This window comes from Microbacterium sp. DMC48, from assembly GCF_056313825.1.
Map to the genome: position 1 here is coordinate 167,198 of NZ_JBQUZN010000005.1, position 20,719 is coordinate 187,916.

General features: G+C 71.2%; 18 protein-coding genes. 9 read left to right on the forward strand and 9 right to left on the reverse strand.

The genetic code is table 11. The annotated features are described in order from the left end of the window. Positions 1 to 75: 75 nt before the first annotated feature. The 3 genes from hutI to hutH are packed head-to-tail and all read right to left on the reverse strand — an operon-like array spanning position 76 to position 4,565. Entirely contained in the window at positions 76 to 1,257 is a 1,182-nt protein-coding gene (hutI, locus tag ACT53O_RS09860; RefSeq protein ID WP_476152151.1) for an imidazolonepropionase, read from the reverse strand. Further along, positions 1,254 to 2,978 carry a urocanate hydratase gene (gene hutU / locus ACT53O_RS09865; protein WP_112931096.1) on the reverse strand — a complete coding sequence of 575 codons (1,725 nt, stop codon included), beginning with the start codon at positions 2,976 to 2,978 and terminating at the stop codon, positions 1,254 to 1,256. Before hutU ends, hutI begins: the two co-directional genes overlap by 4 nt. 15 nt (positions 2,979 to 2,993) lie before the next feature. After that, positions 2,994 to 4,565 (reverse strand): histidine ammonia-lyase, encoded by a 1,572-nt coding sequence (gene hutH / locus ACT53O_RS09870; RefSeq protein ID WP_476152153.1) that lies wholly within the window; start codon positions 4,563 to 4,565, stop codon positions 2,994 to 2,996. Positions 4,566 to 4,617: 52 nt separating this feature from the next. Here hutH and ACT53O_RS09875 point away from each other — a divergent pair, with 52 nt between their 5' ends. Further along, complete coding sequence (locus ACT53O_RS09875) at positions 4,618 to 5,415, forward strand: IclR family transcriptional regulator (protein WP_005052278.1); 798 nt, start codon at positions 4,618 to 4,620, stop codon at positions 5,413 to 5,415. Here the strand turns inward: ACT53O_RS09875 and ACT53O_RS09880 are convergent. Next, entirely contained in the window at positions 5,406 to 6,500 is a 1,095-nt protein-coding gene (locus ACT53O_RS09880; RefSeq protein WP_005052276.1) for a LacI family DNA-binding transcriptional regulator, read from the reverse strand. The genes ACT53O_RS09875 and ACT53O_RS09880 overlap by 10 nt on opposite strands. A 117-nt stretch (positions 6,501 to 6,617) precedes the next feature. Here ACT53O_RS09880 and ACT53O_RS09885 point away from each other — a divergent pair, with 117 nt between their 5' ends. From ACT53O_RS09885 to ACT53O_RS09900, 4 genes are read left to right on the forward strand one after another with little or no spacing between them, the layout of a single operon-like run. After that, complete coding sequence (locus ACT53O_RS09885) at positions 6,618 to 7,877, forward strand: sugar ABC transporter substrate-binding protein (RefSeq protein ID WP_476152156.1); 1,260 nt, start codon at positions 6,618 to 6,620, stop codon at positions 7,875 to 7,877. A gap of 2 nt (positions 7,878 to 7,879) precedes the next feature. Beyond that, complete coding sequence (locus ACT53O_RS09890) at positions 7,880 to 9,034, forward strand: carbohydrate ABC transporter permease (protein WP_476152158.1); 1,155 nt, start codon at positions 7,880 to 7,882, stop codon at positions 9,032 to 9,034. Then, positions 9,031 to 9,936, forward strand: coding sequence for a carbohydrate ABC transporter permease (locus ACT53O_RS09895; RefSeq protein WP_005052269.1), 906 nt, complete (start codon positions 9,031 to 9,033; stop codon positions 9,934 to 9,936). Before ACT53O_RS09890 ends, ACT53O_RS09895 begins: the two co-directional genes overlap by 4 nt. Next, positions 9,933 to 11,828, forward strand: coding sequence for a glycogen debranching N-terminal domain-containing protein (locus ACT53O_RS09900; protein ID WP_112931089.1), 1,896 nt, complete (start codon positions 9,933 to 9,935; stop codon positions 11,826 to 11,828). The genes ACT53O_RS09895 and ACT53O_RS09900 overlap by 4 nt, the downstream gene beginning before the upstream one ends. A 6-nt stretch (positions 11,829 to 11,834) precedes the next feature. Here ACT53O_RS09900 and ACT53O_RS09905 read toward each other — a convergent pair whose 3' ends face one another. After that, positions 11,835 to 12,311, reverse strand: a complete 477-nt coding sequence (locus ACT53O_RS09905; protein WP_005052264.1) for a YbaK/EbsC family protein — start codon at positions 12,309 to 12,311, stop codon at positions 11,835 to 11,837. A gap of 105 nt (positions 12,312 to 12,416) precedes the next feature. On the opposite strand from ACT53O_RS09905, the gene ACT53O_RS09910 reads away from it, so the two are divergent. The 4 genes from ACT53O_RS09910 (at position 12,417) to ACT53O_RS09925 (ending at position 18,352) form a co-directional block, all read left to right on the forward strand. Beyond that, positions 12,417 to 14,339, forward strand: coding sequence for a heavy metal translocating P-type ATPase (locus ACT53O_RS09910; protein WP_476152161.1), 1,923 nt, complete (start codon positions 12,417 to 12,419; stop codon positions 14,337 to 14,339). Positions 14,340 to 14,407: 68 nt separating this feature from the next. Further along, complete coding sequence (locus ACT53O_RS09915; RefSeq protein ID WP_112931087.1) at positions 14,408 to 15,490, forward strand: Glu/Leu/Phe/Val dehydrogenase family protein; 1,083 nt, start codon at positions 14,408 to 14,410, stop codon at positions 15,488 to 15,490. 138 nt (positions 15,491 to 15,628) lie between these two features. Beyond that, complete coding sequence (locus ACT53O_RS09920; RefSeq protein ID WP_347417436.1) at positions 15,629 to 17,218, forward strand: AMP-binding protein; 1,590 nt, start codon at positions 15,629 to 15,631, stop codon at positions 17,216 to 17,218. Positions 17,219 to 17,323: 105 nt separating this feature from the next. After that, complete coding sequence (locus tag ACT53O_RS09925) at positions 17,324 to 18,352, forward strand: helix-turn-helix domain-containing protein (RefSeq protein ID WP_135949677.1); 1,029 nt, start codon at positions 17,324 to 17,326, stop codon at positions 18,350 to 18,352. On the opposite strand, the gene ACT53O_RS09930 is transcribed toward ACT53O_RS09925, so the two are convergent. From ACT53O_RS09930 to ACT53O_RS09945, 4 genes are all read right to left on the reverse strand, one after another. Further along, complete coding sequence (locus tag ACT53O_RS09930; protein WP_036321449.1) at positions 18,349 to 18,657, reverse strand: DUF6510 family protein; 309 nt, start codon at positions 18,655 to 18,657, stop codon at positions 18,349 to 18,351. The two genes, ACT53O_RS09925 and ACT53O_RS09930, sit on opposite strands and share 4 nt — an antisense overlap. Then, a complete protein-coding gene (locus ACT53O_RS09935; protein ID WP_039412068.1) occupies positions 18,654 to 19,379 on the reverse strand; it encodes an FAD-binding oxidoreductase in 726 nt (241 codons plus the stop codon). Before ACT53O_RS09935 ends, ACT53O_RS09930 begins: the two co-directional genes overlap by 4 nt. Further along, positions 19,376 to 19,969 carry a sulfite oxidase-like oxidoreductase gene (locus tag ACT53O_RS09940; RefSeq protein WP_135949676.1) on the reverse strand — a complete coding sequence of 198 codons (594 nt, stop codon included), beginning with the start codon at positions 19,967 to 19,969 and terminating at the stop codon, positions 19,376 to 19,378. The genes ACT53O_RS09935 and ACT53O_RS09940 overlap by 4 nt, the downstream gene beginning before the upstream one ends. 66 nt (positions 19,970 to 20,035) lie before the next feature. Further along, positions 20,036 to 20,617, reverse strand: coding sequence for a TetR/AcrR family transcriptional regulator (locus ACT53O_RS09945; protein WP_051039661.1), 582 nt, complete (start codon positions 20,615 to 20,617; stop codon positions 20,036 to 20,038). Between the last annotated feature and the right edge of the window lie 102 nt (positions 20,618 to 20,719).

The window sequence follows — 20,719 nt, forward strand, 5'->3', positions numbered from 1 at the left end:
CTCTACGACCGGGGCGGGAGCGGACAGGGCGAGGCCCGGACGTTGAGCGAGGCGGGCAGCGCCGAGTCGAAACGCCTACGCGATCAGCTCCCCGCCGCGGTAGACGGCGTGCACCAGGGGAACCCCGGGTCGATAGGCCAGATGCGTGCGCGACGGCGCGTCGAGCAGCACCAGATCTGCGCGTGCGCCGAGCGCGAAGGAGCCGACGTCGGTGCGGCGGAGAGCTCGCGCGCCGCCGGCGGTGGCTGCCCAGACCGCCTCGGCGACCGTCATCCCCATCTCGCGCACCGCGAGCGCGACCATGAGTGGCTGGGAACTGGTGAAGCTGGTGCCCGGGTTGCAGTCGCTCGCGAGGGCGACGCTCACACCGGCGTCGATCAGCCGCCGCGCGTCGGGATAGGGCTGCCGGGTCGAGAACTCCACACCGGGCAGCAGTGTGACCACCACGTCGCTCGCTGCCAGCAGGCGCACGTCCTCGGCATCGAGATAGGTGCAGTGATCGACCGAGATCACGTCGAGCTCCGTCGCGAGACGCACGCCACCGCCGTGACCCAGCTGGTTGGCGTGCAGCCGCGGGAGAAGTCCCGCGGCGATGCCGGCGCGCAGGATGCGGCGACCCTCGGCGAGCGTGAACGCCCCCCGCTCGCAGAAGACGTCGATCCACCGGGTGAAGGGCAGCACGACCTCCAGCATCGGACCGCAGACGAGGTCGACGTACGCGTCGCGGTCGCCGACGAACTCGTCGGGCACGACGTGAGCACCGAGGAAGGTCACCTCGTCGGTCACCTCGCGCGCGAGGCGCGCCAGCCGGGCCTCGCCGTCGACGGTGAGGTCGTAGCCGGTCTTCACCTCGAAGGTGGTGGTGCCCTGTCGGTGCATCTCCTCGACGAGTGCGGCGAGCCGTGCCCGCAGCTCGTCGTCGGATGCCGCGCGCGTCGCCGCCACGGTGCGGCGTATGCCGCCGGCGACATACGGCTGGCCGGCCATGCGGGCATCGAACTCGTCGGCGCGATCCCCGGCGAAGACGAGGTGCGTGTGGCTGTCGACGAAGCCCGGAATGACCGCGCGCCCCTCGGCATCCACCACCGTCGAGACGACGGGCGGCTTCTCGCCGGCGCGGCCGACCCAGGCGATGCGACCGTCGACGATCGCCACGGCGGCGCCGCGGATGAGGCCCGTCGGGTCGGCGGGGTCGTCCCCCAGGCCCTCGACGTTCGTCGTGAGCTCACCGACGTTCGTCAGCAGCAGCGTGCTCACGGCGCGTCGTCCCGCAGCATCGGAACGACCAGTCCCCGCTCACGCGCGACCTCGCGGGCCCGCTCGTACCCGGCATCCACGTGGCGCATCACGCCCGTGCCGGGATCGTTCGTCAGCACCCGTTCGAGCTTCTCGGCGGCGAGCGCCGTACCGTCGGCGACGGTCACCTGGCCGGCGTGGATCGAGCGGCCGATGCCGACCCCGCCGCCGTGGTGGATCGATACCCAGGACGCACCCGACGCCGTGTTCAACAGGGCGTTGAGCAACGGCCAGTCGGCGATCGCATCGGAGCCGTCGGCCATCGCCTCGGTCTCGCGGTACGGGGAGGCGACCGATCCCGCGTCGAGGTGATCACGACCGATGACGATCGGGCCGGCCAGCTCGCCCGAGGCGACCATCTCGTTGAACTTCAGACCCGCCAGGTGGCGTTCTTTGTAGCCGAGCCAGCAGATGCGCGCGGGGAGCCCCTCGAAACGGACGGTGTCGCCCGCTCTGTCCAGCCATCGCCGCAGCGCGGCGTCATCGGGGAACAGCTCCGCGACCGCGCGGTCGGTCTTGGCGATGTCGTCCGGATCGCCCGACAGCGCCACCCACCGGAACGGGCCGCGCCCCTCGGCGAACAGCGGCCGGATGTAGGCGGGGACGAACCCCGGAAACGCGAACGCCCGGTCGTAGCCGCCGAGCTCGGCCTCACGGCGGATCGAGTTGCCGTAGTCGAACACGGCGGCCCCGGCATCCTGGAATCCGACCATCGCCGCGACGTGCGCCGCCATGGAGGCCCGAGCACGGGCGGTGAAGTCCTCGGGGTCGGATGCCGCAGCATCCTTCCAGGCCGCCACGCTCACACCGATCGGAAGGTAGGCGAGGGGGTCGTGGGCGCTGGTCTGGTCGGTGACGATGTCGATCGGGGCGGCCCCGGCGTGCCGGCGGCGCAGCAGTTCGGGGAAGACCTCGGCCGCGTTGCCGACGAGACCGACCGACAGTGCCTCCGCGGCCGTGCGGGCCGCGACGACGCGCGCCAGGGCCGCGTCGAGGTCGTCGGTGTACTCGTCGAGGTAGCCGTGTGCGACCCGGCGCTCCAGCCGCGACGCATCGACGTCGACGATCAGCACCGCTCCCCCGTTGAGGGTGACCGCGAGCGGCTGGGCACCGCCCATGCCGCCGGCGCCGGCGGTCAGGGTGAGGGTGCCGGCGAGCGAGTCGCGTCCGAGCGAGCGCGCGACGGCGGCGAACGTCTCGTACGTGCCCTGGAGGATGCCCTGCGTGCCGATGTAGATCCACGATCCCGCGGTCATCTGTCCGTACATCGTGAGTCCCAGCTGCTCGAGCCGGCGGAACTCGGGCCACGTCGCCCAGTCGCCGACCAGGTTCGCGTTCGCGATGAGCACGCGCGGGGCCCACTCGTGCGTGCGGAAGACGCCGACGGGCTTTCCGGACTGCACCAGCAGTGTCTCGTCGGGCTCGAGCTCGTCGAGAGTGCGGACGATGGCGTCGTAGGCCTCCCACGACCGCGCTGCCCGACCCGTGCCGCCGTAGACGACGAGGTCTTCGGGGTGTTCGGCGACCTCGGGGTCGAGGTTGTTCATCAGCATCCGCTTCGCGGCTTCGGCGCCCCAGCTCTTCGCGGTGCGCTCGCCCCCACGCGGGGCGCGGACGGGGCCGCGGCTCGACGCCGCCCGGTTCACAACTCCGGAGTTCTGGGCGTCAACGGGTGATGTCATCGTGATCTCCTTCGATCAGGGACGGTTGTCCGGAGTTGTGAACGCAGCGTCGGCGACCGCGCCCGACAGGACGAGAGCGGTGGCCGCTTCCAGGTCGGGGCTGACGAATCGGTCGGGTCCTGGACCGGCGATGCCCGCGGCCCGCACCGCGGCCCGCACGGCGCCGGTGGCGGGACCCGGTTGCAGCGGTGCCCGCAGGTCGAGGGCGCGGCATCCGGTGACGAGCTCGATCGCGAGCACCCGAGCGAGTCCGTCGACGGCGCGACGCAGCTTGCGTGCGGCGGCCCATCCCATCGACACGTGGTCTTCCTGCATCGCCGACGAGGGGATGGAGTCGACGGATGCCGGAACCGCCAGACGCTTGAGCTCCGAGACGATCCCCGCGGCCGCGTACTGCGCGATCATGAGGCCCGAATCGACGCCGACCTCGTCGGCGAGGAACGGCGGCAGGCCGTGACTGCGGGTGCGATCGAGTGCCCGGTCGGTGCGGCGTTCGGCGATCGAGGCGAGGTCGGCAACGGCGATCGCGAGGAAGTCGAGCACGTACGCGACCGGGGCGCCGTGGAAGTTGCCGTTGGATTCGACGCGCCCGTCGCCGGTGACGACCGGGTTGTCGACGGCGGAGGCGAGCTCCCGCTCGGCGATCGTGCGGGCGTGCGCGACGGTGTCGCGCGCGGCACCGTGCACCTGCGGGGAGCACCGCAGTGAGTAGGCGTCCTGCACGCGCGTGCACACGGCCGGATCGCGGTGACTCGCGACGAGGGGCGAATCGGCGAGCAGGGCGCGCAGGTTCGCGGCCGAGGCGGCCTGTCCGCTCTGCGGACGCAGCGCCATCAGGTCGGCGGCGAACACCGCGTCGGTGCCGAGCTGGCTCTCGATCGAGAGGGCGGCGGTGATGTCGGCGACGGTGAGCAGGTTGTCGAGGTCCGAGAGGGCCAGAGCGAGCATGCCGAGCATGCCGTCGGTGCCGTTGATGAGCGCGAGCCCCTCCTTCTCTTCGAGTACGAGCGGGGCGATGCCGGCGGCGGCGAGGGCGTCGGATGCCGAGACGAGCACACCCTCGGCATCGCGCACCTCCCCCTCGCCGAGCGCCGCCAGCGCGAGGTGCGAGAGCGGGGCGAGGTCGCCCGAGCACCCGAGCGAGCCGTACTCCCGCACGATCGGGGTGATCCCGGCGTTCAGCATGGCCGCGTAGGTCTCGACGACGACCGGGCGGACCCCCGTGTGCCCGGTCGCGAGGGTCTGCAGGCGCAGCAGGTGCAGCGCGCGCACGACGTCGCGTTCCACCTCCGCACCGGTACCGGCCGCGTGGGAGCGGATGAGGCTCGCCTGCAGCTGGCGACGCCGCTCGGGCGCGATGAACGTCGTCGCGAGCGCCCCGAAGCCGGTCGAGATGCCGTAGTGCGGCTCGGGGTCGTCGGCGAGCCGTTCGATGAGCTCTCGCGCCTGGCCGATCCGCGTCCACGCGTCGGCGGCGATCTCGACCGTCGCGCCGTCGCGGGCCACGGCGACGACCTCGGCGGGAGTGAGGGGGCGCGCGCCGATGAGGACGTGATCGGCGATTGTCGATGCGGCAACGGTGGTCATGCCTCGATTCCACCCCGGCTGTGCCCGCGCAGCCACACGGGCGTGGCATTGTGTGTCTGTGATACCAGACAATCTCGGCGATGCGGATGCGCCGCCGAAGGCGGTGCAGGTCCCGGCCGCGGACCAGACCCTGCGGATCCTCGCCTATCTCGCACGCCAGCGCGGACCGGTCGCCGCCCGGACGATCTCCGAAGGCCTCGCCATCCCCCGCTCGAGCGTGTACCACCTGCTGACCGCGATGGCGACGCACGGTTTCGTGGTGCATCTTCCGCACGACCGGCGCTGGGGGCTGGGTACGGCCGCGTTCGAGCTGGCCGGCGGCTACGTCCGTCAGCAGCCTCTTGCGCGCCTGGGCCGTCCCCTCGTCGCCGCCCTCTCCGACCGCCTCGGTGAGAGCACGCACGTGGCGGTGATGACCGGCCGCGATGTCCTGTACATCGTCGAGGAGCGCGCGCCGCGGCGCCCTGCGCTCGTCACGGACGTGGGTGTGCGGCTGCCGGCTCACCTCACGGCGACGGGACGAGCGATGCTCGCCGCTCTGCCGCGCGAGCAGGTGCGCGCGCTCTACCCGGATGCCGCGGCCTTCGCCGACCGCACGGGTCGCGGGCCGAGGCGCCCGACCGAACTTCGCGAGCTGCTGCGTCAGACACGCGCCGCGGGCTTCGCGGGTGAAGACGGCGAGGTGACCCTCGGCTTCCGTTCGGTGGCGGTCGCCGTCCGCGACCACGCCGGCTGGCCGGTCGCGGCGATCGCGGTGACGTGGCCCGCCGAGGCCGGTCACACCGCGGAGGCGCTCGCACCGGCGGTGACGACGGCGGCGGACGAACTGCAGCGCCGGCTCTACGGCTGAACGCTCGGCGGCGCCGTCTCACGCACGACGAGGCGCGGCTCGACGAGGACGTGGGCACTCCCGGGTTCGGCGGCACGGTGCTCGATGGAGGCCGCGCCTCCGAGCAGCAGATCCAGGGCGCCGACGGCGACCTCCTCGGGCAGCTGCTCGACGCTGGACAGACCCAAGGCTTCGGCGGCCGGGGTGTTGTCGAAGCCGATGATCGGCAGGGCGGGGCGCCCGGCCGCCACCGCGGCCAGGTGCGCACCGACCGCCAGAGAGTCGCTGACGCACACGATGGCATCGATCTCGTCGGAGGCGACGAGGTGGGCGGCGACGTCACGCGCCCGCGCCACGTTCTCGTCGCTCACGACACGGATCGGCGTCCATCCGGCCGCGCGCACGTCCCCGGCATCCAGCGCCCGACGCCAGCCTCGTTCGCGGTCGTCGCCCGTTGCGGAGCCCGCGGGCCAGCCCAGGAAGGCGACGCGCGGACCCGCCGTCGCCAGCGCATGCCGTGTCGCCTCGGCGGTGCCGGCGGCCCCGTCGACGTCGACCCAGTGATGGCTGGGGGCGCCCACGTCGTCACGGCCCCAGGGGCGGCCGAACGAGACGAAGGGCACGCCGCGCTCCAGGAGCCACTCCGCGCGAGGATCGCCCGGGAAGGTTCCGGTGATGACGACCGCGTCGATCTCTCCGCCCTCACGCAGATCCCCCATCCGTCGGATCTCCTCCTCGGGGGTGCGCGCCGCGTAGAGCATGACGCGCAGGCTCCGCTCGCCCGCCTGCTCGGTGAGGGCGTGAACGAAGCGGTCGAGCACGACGCCCGAGATCCCGCCGGCGTACGGGTCGAGGTGGATGCCGATGGTCGAGCTGCGTCGCGTGCGCAGTCGACGGGCGGAGGCGTGCGGCGCGTAGTTGAGGCGCGAGATCGCGTCGGCCACCCGCGCGCGGGTCTGCTCGCGCACGATGTGAGGAGAGTTGATCACGTTGCTGACCGTCTGGCGCGAGACGCCCGCGGCCCGCGCCACGTCTTCGATCGTCGCCGATCTGTTCACGCGGTCCTCCTTGACGGTCTCGGCCTCGTCGTCTATCTTTTCAAGCATCCCACAATTTGAACGATCAAATGATCGATCCAAGGGCGGATCGCACGGACGATCCGCGCGGGATGGCACCATGGGCCGCGCTGCCCACGCGCGAGCCCCGCGATCGAAGGAGATGCGATGAAGCGACACACAGCACGGACGCTGCTCGCGGCAGGAGGCCTGGCCGTGGCCTCGAGCCTGCTGCTGACCGGATGCGGACAGGGATTCAGCGGGTCGGGCTCTGACCCCTCGGCCAGCGCCGGGGATCTGACGTCGTCCGACAAGCCACTGACGATCATGATCGGCTCGTCCGGAGACGCCGAGACCAAGGCCGTGCAGGATGCCATCGCCGCCTGGTCCGCGAAATCCGGTGTGTCGGCGTCGGTCGTCGCCGCGACCGACCTCGCCCAGCAGCTGTCGCAGGGCTTCGCGGCGGGCTCTCCGCCGGACCTCTTCTACCTCAGCACCGACCAGCTTGCGGGCTTCGCGAGCAACGGCTCGCTGAAGGCCTACGGCGACCAGCTCAGCAACAAGGACGACTTCTACCCGTCGCTCGTGAAGAACTTCACCTACGACAACACCTTCTTCTGCGCGCCGAAGGACTTCTCGACGCTGCAGCTGGTCATCAACGAGAACCTGTGGACGAAGGCGGGCCTGACCGACGCCGACATCCCGACCACCTGGGACCAGCTGGCCGCCGTGGCCGCGAAGCTCACGAACGGCTCCACGAAGGGGCTCGTCTTCGGCGGCGAGTACGCCCGTCTCGGCGCCGTCATGGCCCAGGCCGGCGGCCGCCTCGTCTCCGAGGACGGCAAGACGGCCGAAGCCAACAGCGACGCCAACGTGACGGCGCTCACCTATGTCCAGAAGCACCTGCAGGACGGCACGTTCGCCTACGCCTCCGACGTCGGAGCCGGCTGGGGCGGCGAGGCGTTCGGCAAGCAGCTGGGCGCCATGACGATCGAGGGCAACTGGATCACCGGCGCCCTGGGCGACTACCCCGACGTGAAGGCCAAGGTGGTCGAGCTTCCCGCCGGCAGCGCCGGCAAGGGCACCCTCCAGTTCACCAACTGCTGGGGCATGGCCGCGGACAGCCCCAACCAGAAGGCCGCGCTCGACCTCGTCGAGTACCTCACCAGCGCCGACCAGCAGCTCGCGTTCTCGAAGGCGTTCGGCCCCATGCCGTCGGTGCAGTCCGCCGCCCAGACGTGGAAGAACGACAACCCCTCGCTCGTGGCGTTCCTCAACGGCGCCGACTATGCGCAGGGCGTTCCCACCAACAAGGGCGCCGCAGACGTGATCAAGGACTTCAACGCGCAGCTGGAGTCGCTGAAGACGGGCGACCCCAAGAAGATCCTCGACTCGGTGCAGTCGAACCTCGAGGCCGTCGTCGGCTGATCATGTCCGCTCCCGTCGCTCCGGCCGCGACGCCCTCGCGCCCGGTCTCGCCCCGGCATCCGCGCTCCCGCGGAATCCGCCGTGGCGAGGCCGGTGCGGGCTGGCTGTTCGTCTCGCCCGTCATCCTCATCCTCGGCGTCTTCCTGCTGATCCCCGTGCTCATGGCGCTCTGGGTGAGCTTCTCGGACTGGTCGGGGCGCGGGAGCCCCCTCTCCGGCTCCGTCGGCTTCGTCGGCCTCGACAACTACGCCGCGATCACCACCGGTGGCGGGCTGGCCGAGCGCGACTTCGGCACGGCGCTGCGCAACAACGCGTGGTATGTGCTGCTCGTCGTGCCGCTGCAGACGGTGCTGTCGCTGTTCCTCGCCGTCCTGGTCAGCCGCCGCATCCTCCGCGGGCGCGGCTTCTTCCGCACCGCCTTCTACTTCCCGTCGGTGACCAGTTCGGTCGCGATCACGGTGCTGTGGCTGTTCCTGTTCTCGTTCGCCGGCCCCGTCAACCAGATCATGTCGGCGATCGGTGTCGCCGCCCCCAACTGGTTCAACGATCCCCGCGGCATCGTGCACGTCGCACTCGGGGCGGTCGGCGTCTCGAACGGGCCGGACGCACTCACCGGAGCGGGTTTTCTCGGGGTCTCCTGGTGGGACTGGCTGGCGGGTCCGTCGATCGCGATGTCGGCGTTCGTGCTGATGGCGGTGTTCACGACGAGCGGCACCTTCATGCTGCTGTTCATCGCCGCGCTGCAGAACATCGGCGTCGAGCTCGGCGAGGCGGGCATGATGGACGGCGCCAACGGGTGGCAGTGCTTCTGGCACATCACGCTCCCTCAGCTGCGGCCGACGCTGTTCACGGTGATCACGCTCGGACTCATCGGCTGCTGGCAGGTGTTCGACCAGATCTACACCGGCACGCAGGGCGGTCCCGCCAAGACGACGATGACACCGGCCTACCTCTCGTACACCTCCGCCTTCCAGAACCAGGACTGGGGTGTGGGAGCGGCGATCGCCTTCATTCTCTTCGTCATCATCATCGCCTTCACGCTCCTGCAGCGCTGGGTGCTCCGCGACCGCCCGGTCTCGAAGCGGCGCATCCGCGCCTATCAGCCGCGCGCGGCGGCATCCACGAGCCCTTCGCCCTCGAAGGAGGTCGACGCATGACCACCACCCTCGGCACCGTCGAAGTGCAGAGCGCGCCGCCGACGCGACCGCCGCGGCGCCACCGGCGCATCACCCCCCGCAGCCTCACCGGCCAGGTGCTGCTGTACGGGATGCTGGTGCTGCTCGCCCTCGTCTACATCTACCCCTTCCTGGTGCAGGTGGCGACCTCGTTCAAGACCGAACCGGATGCCGCCGCCGACCCGGTCTCCCTGATCCCCGCGACGTTCTCGACGGCCGCGTACGAACGTCTGTTCCTGCACAGCGACTTCCCGCTGTGGTTCGCCAACTCGACCATCGTGACGCTCTGCGTCACCGTCGGCCGCGTGTTCTTCGTCTCCCTGGCCGGGTACGCGCTCGCGCGGCTCCGCTTCCGAGGGCGCGGCGTCGTGTTCGCCCTGGTCGTGGCGGTGATGGCCGTGCCCACGGTCGTGCTGCTGATCCCGAAGTTCCTCGTGCTGAACCAGCTCGGCCTCTACAACTCGTACGCCGGCATGATCCTGCCGCTGCTGGTGGACGCCGCGGGCGTGTTCATCATGAAGAACTTCTTCGAGTCGATCCCCGACTCCGTCGAAGAGCAGGCCCGCATCGACGGGGCCGGGACCTTCCGGGTGTTCTGGTCGATCGTACTGCCGATGGCCCGGCCCGCGCTGATCACGATCGTGATCCTCTCGTTCCAGGGCTCGTGGAACGAACTCAGCCACTTCATCGTGTCGACCCAGTCGCCCGAGCTCACGACACTCACCAAGGGCGTCGCGTCGCTCGCATCGGGCCAGCTCAGCCAGGGCACGCAGTACCCTCTCAAGCTCGCGGCCGCGGCGATCATGACGATCCCCGTCGCCGTCCTCTTCTTCATCTTCCAGAGGAAGATCATGAACACCAGCGAAGGAGCAGTGAAGGGATGACGGCCGGTTTGCAGCCATTCCTGTCCGACCGGATCGTTGCGCTCGCCGCGCCCACCCAGGCATGGTCGGGGCGTGACGGCGACATGGGGGCGGCCCCGATCGACGGCATCTACCACGGAGACACCCGGTTCGTCCGGGGTCTGGACGTGCACTATGCCGGCGCCGACGGCGCATGGCGTCGCCCGGAACACATCGCGACGGATCCGATCGCGGCCGGCGCCGTGCGGATGGACGCGCTCCTGCGTGGCGTGGACGACGACACGCCCGATCCGAAGGTGCGTCTGCAGCGGGAGCGCACCGTGGTCGAGGGGCGCGTCACCGAGTCGCTCACCGTGCGCTCCGCCCGCGACGCACCGGTCCTCCTCCGGCTGCGGGCCCGCGTGCGCGTGGACATCGGCGCCCTGCAGGACGTGAAGGCGGGTGCGTCCGGCCGGACGCACGGCGAGCTGACGATCTCCGACGGCACGGTCATCGTCCGTCGGGGCGACGCATCCGTTCAGCTGACGGCACCGGGTGCCGCGCTCGCCGCCGACGACGACGGCGAGATCAGCGTGGAATGGCGCCTGGACTGCCCGCCGCGAGGGCGGATGAGCGTGTCGTGGACGGCGATCCTGGCCGACGCCGCCCTGGTGGTGCGCGGGGCAGCCGCGACGATCCCCTGGGAGCGCCCGTCGACACCCACGGGGACTGATCCACGTCTGCCGCGCTGGCTCGACCGCGCCCTCGACGATCTCGGCGCGCTGCGCCTGACCCTTCCCGACGCACCGGAGGACGAGTTCTTCGCAGCCGGGGCACCCTGGTTCTTCACCCTGTTCGGACGCGACTCGCTCTGGGCGGCTCGACTGCTGCTGCCGCTGGATGCACGGCTCGCGGCATCCACGCTGCGCGTCCTCGCACGTCTGCAGGGCACGCGAGACGACCCGACGACGGCCGAGCAGCCGGGCAAGATCATGCACGAGCTGCGTGCGTCGACGTTGACGATGCCGGGTGAGGGCATCGTGCTGCCGCCGCTGTACTACGGCACCGTCGACGCGACAGCGCTGTGGGTCTGCGTGCTCGCCGAGACGGCCGAGCGGATGCCGCATGCCGAGGTGAGCGCGCTGCTGCCCGCGATGGAAGCCGCGCTCGAGTGGATCGTCACCTCAGCGGAGCGCACGGGCTTCCTCGAGTACGTGGACGAGACAGGCCACGGCCTGTCCAATCAGGGGTGGAAGGACTCGGGCGACTCCATCCAATGGCATGACGGTTCCCTGGCCGCCGGCCCCATCGCGCTCTGCGAAGTCCAGGGCTATGCGTACGAGGCGGCGATCGGCGGAGCCGACCTGCTGGAGCGGTTCGGCCGGCCCGGCGCCGAGCGGCTGCGCACGTGGGCGCGCGATCTCAAGCAGCGTTTCGCGCAGCGCTTCTGGGTGACGACGCCGTCCGGACGATTCCCGGCGATCGCCCTCGACCGCGACGGCCGCGCGGTCGACACGCTCACCTCCAACATCGGACACCTCCTGGGTACCGGCATCCTCGACCCCGCGGAGGAGGCGAGCGTCGCCGACCTGCTGATCGAGCCGCGGATGGCGTCCGGCTTCGGCATCCGCACCCTCTCGACCGACGCAGGCGGCTACTGGCCGCTCAGCTATCACGGCGGCAGCGTCTGGATCCACGACACGGCGATCATCGCCCGCGGAATGCTGCGCGCCGGCCTGCTCGGGCATGCCCGACGGATCGTCGCGCAGATGCTCGCCGGAGCCGAGGCCTTCGACTTCCGCGTGCCGGAGCTGTACGCCGGTGACGGCGCCGACGAGGTGCGCGCGCCCGCTCCCTACCCCGCCGCGTGCCGCCCGCAGGCGTGGACGGCGGCCGCCGCGGTCACCGCCTGGGAGGTGCTGCGGGGCGACTGAGCTGGTTCAGTCCACGGCGCTCACGGTGCCGCCGGTGAGCCGGACGAGCTCGTCGAAGGTGAGAGGGAACACCGTGTGGGGAGTGCCGCCGGCCGCCCAGATCTCGTCGAACCCGGCGAGCGCCTCGTCGACGACCGTGGCCAGCGGGGCGGGGTGGCCGGTGGGCGCCACGCCGCCGATCGCCTGGCCGGTCGCGGCGCGCACCTCATCCGGCGAGGCCCGCACGATGCTGCGCCGGCCGAGGCGCTGGGCGAGAGCCGCCGTGTCCACGCGGTGCGCCCCGCTCGTCATCACGAGCAGCGGCTCGCCGTCCGACATGAAGACGAGACTGTTCGCGATGGCCCCGACCTCGACGCCGAGCGCGGCAGCGGCGAGCGCCGCCGTCGATGCGGCATCCGGAAGCGTGATGATCTCCCCCGACACTCCGGCGGAGCGAAGGGCCTCGTGGACGATGCGACTGCGCGGCGACAGGTTCTCGGTCATGTCGCCAGCCTAGGGCGGACCGCCCCGCGAACGTCGCCGACATCGTCCAGGCAAGGCAATCCAGCCTTACTGGCGGGCCCGCGGTACGAGGAGAATGCTGGGGGCATGCGCCGCATCGTCGCCGCCCTCGGGCGGTATCCCGTGATCACCGCGACCGTCGTCGTGGGCATCGTCGCCGCTGCGCTGGTCGGCGCGGGGCAGGGCGGGTGGGCGACCGCGATCACCACCGCCTACGTCTCGGCGATCGTCGTCTGGACGATCATCGGCATGGTCCGCGACGTGATGCGTGGTCATGTCGGACTCGACGTGCTCGCCGTCGTCGCGATGGTCGCGACCCTCGCTGTCGGCGAGACGATCGCGGCGCTGATCATCGTGCTCATGCTCTCCGGCGGCGAGGCGCTCGAAGACTACGCGGGCCGTCGCGCGACGCGCGAGCTGACGGCGCTGCTGGATCGCGCACCGCAGATCGCGCACGTGCGCCGTCCGGGCGCCGGTGACGAGACCCGGGACCTTCCCGCCGACGAGGTCGCCGTCGGCGACGAGCTTCTCGTGCGGCCGGCCGAGGTCGTTCCGGTGGACGGCACCCTCCTGTCGGAGGAGGCGAGCTTCGACGAGTCGTCGCTGACCGGCGAGAGCATGCCGGTCACGCGTACCGCCGGCCAGACCGTGCTCTCGGGTGCCGTCAACGGATCGCGGGCGATCCGCGTGCGCGCTCTCCGGCGCAGCGCCGACAGCCAGTATCAGCAGATCATCGCCCTCGTGCGTGCCGCGCAGGAATCGCGCGCTCCGATGGTGCGCCTGGCCGACCGATTCGCGATCCCCTTCACGGCGGTCTCGCTCGCCATCGCCGGAGCGGCCTGGGGACTGTCGGGCGACTCCGTCCGGTTCGCGGAGGTGCTCGTGCTGGCCACACCCTGCCCGCTGCTGATCGCGGCACCGGTCGCCTTCCTCGGCGGCATCTCGCGCGCGGCGAAGGCCGGCATCATCGTCAAGGGAGGCGCCGTCATCGAGCAACTGGCACGCGCGCGCTCCGCCGCCTTCGACAAGACCGGAACCCTGACCCAGGGCCGGCCCGTGCTGGTCGATGTGCGCCCCGCGCCCGGGATCGATCCCGAACGGCTGCTGACGTGGGCGGCGTCGGCCGAGCAGTACTCCGCCCATGTGCTGGCCGACGGCATCCGCCACGCCGCGTCTGCGCGCGGCATCGTGGTGGAGCCGGCCGACGACGCGCACGAGGAAGCGACCAACGGGGTGACCGCCGTGATCGGCGGACGGCGCGTGGTGGTCGGAAAGCCGGCCTACGTCGCGTCGCTCGCACCCGACACCACGCTCACCGCGCTGGATGCGGGTCAGGCGGCCGCGTACGTGGCCGTCGACGGCCGCTTCGCCGGAGCCCTCGTCCTCGCCGACGGCGCACGGCCCGAGTCGCGTGCCGTCGTGCGCTGGTTGCGCGGACACGGCGTGGAACGCGTCACGATGCTCACCGGCGACGCCCGGCCCACCGCCGACGCCGTGGCGGGGTCGGTGGGGGTCGACGAGGTGCACGCCGACCTGCTGCCCGCCGAGAAGGTGCATCTGGCCGCGATGATGACGCCGCGCCCCGTGCTCATGGTCGGCGACGGCGTCAACGATGCGCCGGTGCTCGCCGCCGCCGACATCGGCATCGCGATGGGCGCACGGGGAGCCACCGCCGCCGGCGACGCGGCGGACGCCGTCGTGCTGAAGGATTCGCTGACGAAGGTGGCCGAGGCGGTCGCGATCGGCCGCGACACACTGCGCGTGGCCTACGTCGCCATCTGGATCGGCATCGCCCTCAGCGTCGCGGCGATGCTGCTCGCGACGACCGGGCGGGTGCCCGCCGTCCTCGGTGCGCTCGGGCAGGAAGTGATCGATCTGGCGACCATCCTGTACGCGCTGCGCGCACTGCGCGGTCGTCGGTTCGATCTCTCCGACCCCGGCACCGACGTCGCGCCCGACGCCGCACACACGGCCGCACCCCCGCGATCGGTGCCCGTGGAGGCACAATAGGGGGTGGATGCCGCAACGCCGCGGCATCCACCGAGCACCGCCCACAAGGCCCGCCGAAAGAGGATGCGATGACGCACACCCTGCCCCTGCCCGATTTCTCCCACGAGCGCGTGGAGGTGACGACGGGCCCGCGCAGCGGACTGCTCATCACCGTCGCCCTGCACTCCTCGACGCTCGGGCCCGCCCTCGGCGGCGCCCGGATGTGGACCTACCCGCACTGGAGCGACGCCGTCGGCGACGCCCTGCGGCTGTCGGCCGCGATGACGCTCAAGAACGCCGCGGCCGGGCTGGACGCCGGCGGCGGCAAATCCGTGATCTGTCTGCCGCCGGGAACGACGCTCGATGCCGATCGCCGGCGTGCGGCGTACCTCGACCTCGGCGACGCCGTCGACCGTTTCGGCGGCAGCTACCGGACCGCGGAGGATGTCGGGTCGACGACGGAGGACATGCTCGTCGTCAGCGAACGGACCGCGCACGTGGTCGGCCTGCCCGACGCCGTCGGCGGTTCGGGCGAACCCGCGGGCCCGACGAGCCTCGGCGTGTACGAGGCGCTGCGCGCCACGCTCGAGCAGGTGACCGGCACGCACGAGGTCGTCGGGCGACGGATCACGATCTCCGGGCTCGGTCAGGTCGGCAGCCGACTCGCGGTCCGCCTGAGCGCGGAAGGCGCGGTGCTGACGGTGACCGACGTGAACCCCGCGAAGCGCACCCTCGCCGCCGAGCTCGGCGCACGATGGGTCGAGCCGGGCTCGGAGCACCTCATCGAGGCCGACGTCTTCGTGCCCGCGGGCATCGGCGGCGTGCTCGACGCCGACACCATCGACGCGCTCGCCGCGCGCGCCGTCTGCGGCCCGGCGAACAACCCGCTGGCCCACCGCTCGGGTGCCGATCGCCTCGCGGCGCGCGGCATCCTCTACGCACCCGACTTCGTGGTCAACGCGGGCGGCGTCGTGTACCTGGACCTGGAGGCGAAGCACCTGGGCACGCGCAGCCAGATCATGGATCGTGTCGCCGCGATCGGCGACACCGTGCGCGCTCTCTTCGCCGATGCGGCCGCGCGCGACATCACACCGCTGGATGCCGCGGAGGAGCGCGCCGCCGAGCGCCTCGCGATCGGCCGTCGTGCTCGGGAGAGCGCCGTGCTCGTCTGACGCCCGCGGGGCGGCACGCGGTCTCGCAGATGTAGAGACCGCGTGCCGCATACGCGTCCGACGGTGGCATGATGGACGCACCCGGCAGCGTCGCCGGTCCGCGCGGGCATTCGCCGCCCGCCGTCGAAGGAGACCGCCGTGTTCACCAGCCCCTTCCCCGATGTCGAGATCCCGGGCGTCAGCATCTACGACGACCTGTTCGCCGATCTCAGCGCGGATGACGCCGCGCGCATCGCCCTCATCGATCCGGCAACGGGCGCCGAGACCTCCTACGGCGCGCTCAAGACGCAGGTCGACGCCTTCGCCGGCGCGCTGGCTGCTCGCGGCGTCGGCACCGACACCGTGCTCGGTCTGCTCTGCCCGAACGTGCCGGCGTTCGCCACCGTGTTCCACGGCATCCTTCGCGCCGGCGCGACGGTGACGACGATCAACTCGCTGTACACCGCCGGCGAGATCGAGAAGCAACTGCGAGACGCCGGGGCCAGCTGGCTCATCACCGTGAGCCCGCTGTTGGGCGCCGCGCAGCAGGCGGCAGAGGCCGTCGGCATCCCCACCGAGCGACTCGTCGTGCTCGACGGTGCCGACGGGCATCCCGATCTGCGCAGCCTGCTCGGCGAGGGCCGTGCCGCGCCGGAGGTGTCGTTCGACCCGGCGACGCACGTGGCCGTCCTGCCCTACTCGTCGGGGACGACCGGCATTCCCAAGGGCGTCATGCTCAGTCACCGCAACCTCGTCGCGAACGTCGCGCAGTGTCGCATCAACATCGATCTCAAGAACACCGACCGCGTGCTCGCGGTGCTCCCCTTCTTCCACATCTACGGCATGACGGTGCTGCTCAATCTCGCGCTCAAGCAGCGGGCGACCCTGGTCACCATGCCCAAGTTCGACCTCGTGCAGTTCCTCACCAACATCCAGACCTACGGCTGCACGTACCTGTACATCGCTCCGCCCATCGCGGTGGCTCTCGCCAAGCATCCGATCGTCGATCAGTTCGACATCTCCACGGTGCACACCGTGTTCTCCGGCGCCGCGCCGCTCGACGGCGAGACGGCCGAGATCGCCGCCCGCCGCATCAACGCGCGCATGATGCAGGGCTACGGCATGAGCGAGCTGAGCCCCGTCTCCCACGCCATGCCGTATACGCGCGATGACATCCCGGTGAGCTCGGTGGGCACGATCCTGCCGAACATCGTGTGCAAGCTCGTCGACACCGAGACCGGCGAGGAGATCACCGAGATCGAAGACGACGGGCGCACCCGGCCGGGCGAGCTGTGGGTGCAGGGCCCGAACGTCATGCTCGGCTACCTCAACAAGCCCGAGGCGACGGCCGAGACCCTGGATGCCGACGGCTTCCTCCACACCGGCGACATCGCCGTCTACCACGACGGCGGCTACTTCTCGATCGTCGACCGCGTGAAGGAGCTCATCAAGTACAAGGGCTACCAGATCGCACCGGCCGAGCTGGAAGCGCTGCTGCTGGGCCATCCGAAGGTGATGGATGCCGCCGTCATCGGCGTGCTCGACGACGACAAGCAGGAGATCCCGAAGGCGTTCATCGTGCCCGCGCCCGACTCCGGGCTCACCGCGGAGGAGGTGATGGGCTTCGTCGCCGACAACGTCGCGCCGCACAAGAAGATCCGGCGGGTCGAGTTCATCGAGTCGATCCCCAAGTCGACGTCCGGAAAGATCCTGCGCAAGGATCTGCGCGCCCGCGAACACGCCGGCTGACGGCATCCGCGCCGCTCGCGCACGGTGGTGGCCACGAAAGGGCCACGCTCGCGAGGTCGTGCCGGTCCTACCGTGGCCTCACCGGGGCGACGCGAGGAGACGGGCATGAAGACGATCGAGGTGATCGACCAGGTGGCGCGATCGTTGGGGGCGCGGGTGCGCCTGACCGGCAGCGCGTCGGGCGACCGACAGCCGGCGGCGGCGGTATCGGAGCCCGTCGCCGGTGCGCGGTTCGTCGATGTTGCGGTCGGTGTCGGATCACTGACCCTGCGCGTCGTCGGCCGCTCGGCGGGCGACCTGGATTCGCGTGCCTGGGGTGTGGTCGACGCCGCCGTCCATCTGCTGGCACGCGCACACGGCGGCGACGGCGGCCGACGCGAGCGCGTCTGCACCGCCCTGCTCGCCGGTGATGCCACCGCGCGCACCGATGCGCTGTGGGAGCTCCGCTCCCGGCGATGGGTCGTCGCGCCCGATGAACCGCTGCGCGTCTGGGCCGTGCTCGCGAACGGCACCGGCGAGGTGGAGCAGATCGCGCTGGGGCGCCGCCTCGCCGCAGCCTTGCCCGCGCCGACCGACGTCGTGGACATCGTCGACGACGCCGTCGTCCTGATCTCCCCCGCGACGGTCGACATGGCGGCCTGCATCGCCGCCGTCGAGCGCGAGACGCGTGCGCACTCGGCGCGCCCGTCTGCTCTCGCGACCGCCGACTGCCCGCCCGATCGCGACGATCCGTTGCCGACGATCCGCCAGGCCCTGGATGCCGCGCGTCTGCGTGCCACGATGCCGCAGGCACTCGCGCCGCGGGCGGAAGAGCTCGGTGGATGGATGCTGGTGCAGTCCGTCCCCGCCTCGCCGCGCCTGCTTCAGTTGGTCTCCCCCGCCGCGCACGCGCTGCTGACCGCCGGTGACGAGGTACAGCGTCAGACCATCGAGGCCTATCTTGACGAGGCGGGCCGGGCACCCGATACCTGTGCCCGGCTGCACATCCACCGCACGACTCTCTACTACCGCCTCGAGCACATGCCCGCGGCGGTGCGCGAAGCGCTGGCCGACGGCCTGCAGCGCAGCACTCTGCACCTCGCGCTGAAGACCGCGAGACTGTGGGAGGCCCGACCCGAGCTCGCGTCGGCTTAGCGGGCGACAGTCGGGCTGATCAGCTCGGCGAGGGCGGCGATCCTGATGGCCGGACCCGACGGCGGCGCCACGACCGTCATGAGCGTCCGGGAGCACCCGCGACAGCGCACGATCGCGGCATGCTCGTCGCGCTCCACGACGGCCTCGGCCAACGGTCCCGAGCGCGCGCAATGCCCGCACACGACGACGATCGAGGTCGGGTCGTCGGCGAACACGCCGGAGAGCATCCCCGCCAGTGCGTTGCCGTCGACTCGAGCGACGCGGCGCCCGACGGGCGTCGGGTGCGCCACGGCATCCGTCGTCATGATGACCCTCCGAATCTCTCCGTGCGAATCCGCGCCGGCTCGTGCCCGATGCGAACGAGCGCGTCGGCGACCGCCTCCACGAACGACGTCGGCCCGCACACGAAGACGGCGGGGCGCTCCGCGGGCGGCCAGCACAGCTGCGCCAGCTCGGCATCGGTGACGCGGCCTGCCGTTCGCGGCCACCCGGGCGGCGGCTGGCGTGTGTAGACCCACGACACCGTGAACGCGGCGGGTGGAAGGCGGGAGATCTCGTCGGCGTACATCGCGTCGGCCGGCGAACGGGTCGAGCAGAGCAGGCGGAACGGAGCCGCACCGTCGGCGACGGCACGCGCGCGAGCCATGGCCAGCAGGGGCACGACCCCCGATCCCCCCGCGATCAACTGCACGGGCGCGGGATCGTCCTCACGCCAGACGAAGTACTCGCCGAGGGGTCCCTTGACCTCGAGGAAGTCACCCGGCTGGACGTCGCGGACGAGGTAGGGCGACACCTCGCCGTCAGGCACCTCGTCGACCGCGAGCTCGACGAGCGGACCATCTCCGATGCTTGCGATCGAGTACGACCGTTCTGCCTGGTATCCGTCCTCAGCGGTCAGACGCACGTCGAGGTGCTGGCCCGGCAGATTGCCCGGCCAGGCGGGCACGTCCAGGGTGATCCGACGGGCATGTGCGGTGAGGGCGGCAACCGCGGCCACGTGGGCCGGAAGCCAGGCCGAGGCGCTCACCAGTAGCGTTCCTCCCGCCACGGATCCCCGTGGAGGTTGTAGCCGTTCTGCTCCCAGAAGCCGGGATCGTCGCGTTCCTGCAGGACGAGCCCGCGCACCCACTTCGCGCTCTTCCAGAAGTAGAGGTGGGGCACGAGCAGTCGTGCGGGACCGCCGTGCTCGGGTGCGAGAGGAGCGCCGTCGAACTCGAAGGCGACCCACGCGCGTCCACCGCGGAGATCGACGAGCGGCACGTTGGTCGTGTAGCCGCCATAGGAGTGCGCCATCGCCGAGACGGCCGTCGTCGCGACCCCCTCCAGCAGCGTGTCGAGCGACACACCGCGCCATCGGGTGCCCCGTTTGGACCACCGGGTCACGCAGTGGATGTCGGTGTGGATGTCTTCGATCGGAAGCGCCTGCAGCTGCTCCCACGACCACGATGTCGTCTGTCCGGTCTCGGTGACCACCGAGAACTCCCACTCCTCGGTCGCGATCCGCGGCGTCGGACCCGCCGACAGCACGGGGAAGTCCGCCGTGAGGTACTGCCCCGGCGGAAGCTGCGCATCCGACTCGCGGCGGCGGGATCCGAAGCCTCTGCTGAACTCTGCCATGCTCGCCTCCTGGTGCGAATCTACCGCGAAGGCCCGGCGGAGGCTTTCGACGTCTGACGGATTCTGTCAGGACCTCAAGAGGGCCTCGCCCATCGCGAGCAGACGGGGCCGCGGCAGGGGAAGCCGGCTGAGGTGGATGACGGCCTGCGAGGCCAGCACCGCCTGCTCGGCGCGGGCGGCGACGTCGCGCGCGTGCAGCCGGCGCCCGGCGCGATGGGCGGTGTGGGCCAGCGCGGTCGCAACGGCCTCCTCCATCGCCGCGATCGTGACGGTGGAGATCTCGACCACTTCGGGGAAGCGCTCACGCAGTTCGGTGAGGCTGGTGAGCATGAGGCATCCGCGGCGGTCGGGGTAGGAGACGCAGTCGTCGACCACGCGGCGCAGGAATATCGCGAGCAGTTCGTCTCCGTCATCGGTGCTGTCCGACACGGCATCCGCCACGACATCGACGCGGCCTGCGCAGTACCGCCGGAAGACCTGAAGGAAAAGGTCGCGCTTGGAGCCGTGCGTCGCGTACAGGCTGCTGGTGGCGACACCGGATGCCGCAGCGATGTCCTCGACGGAGGTGCGATCGTATCCGCGCGTCCAGAAGAGCTCCTGCGCGGCATCCAGGAGCTCGTTCTCGTCATATCGCCGGGGTCGACCCACGGTGTCGAACGTACTCCGTCGGCGGGTGGACGACTCACGGATCGGTCCGGATCCGGCGCATTCCTGTCCGTTTGCGCCCCACGCTCAGGGCGACGCGGGATC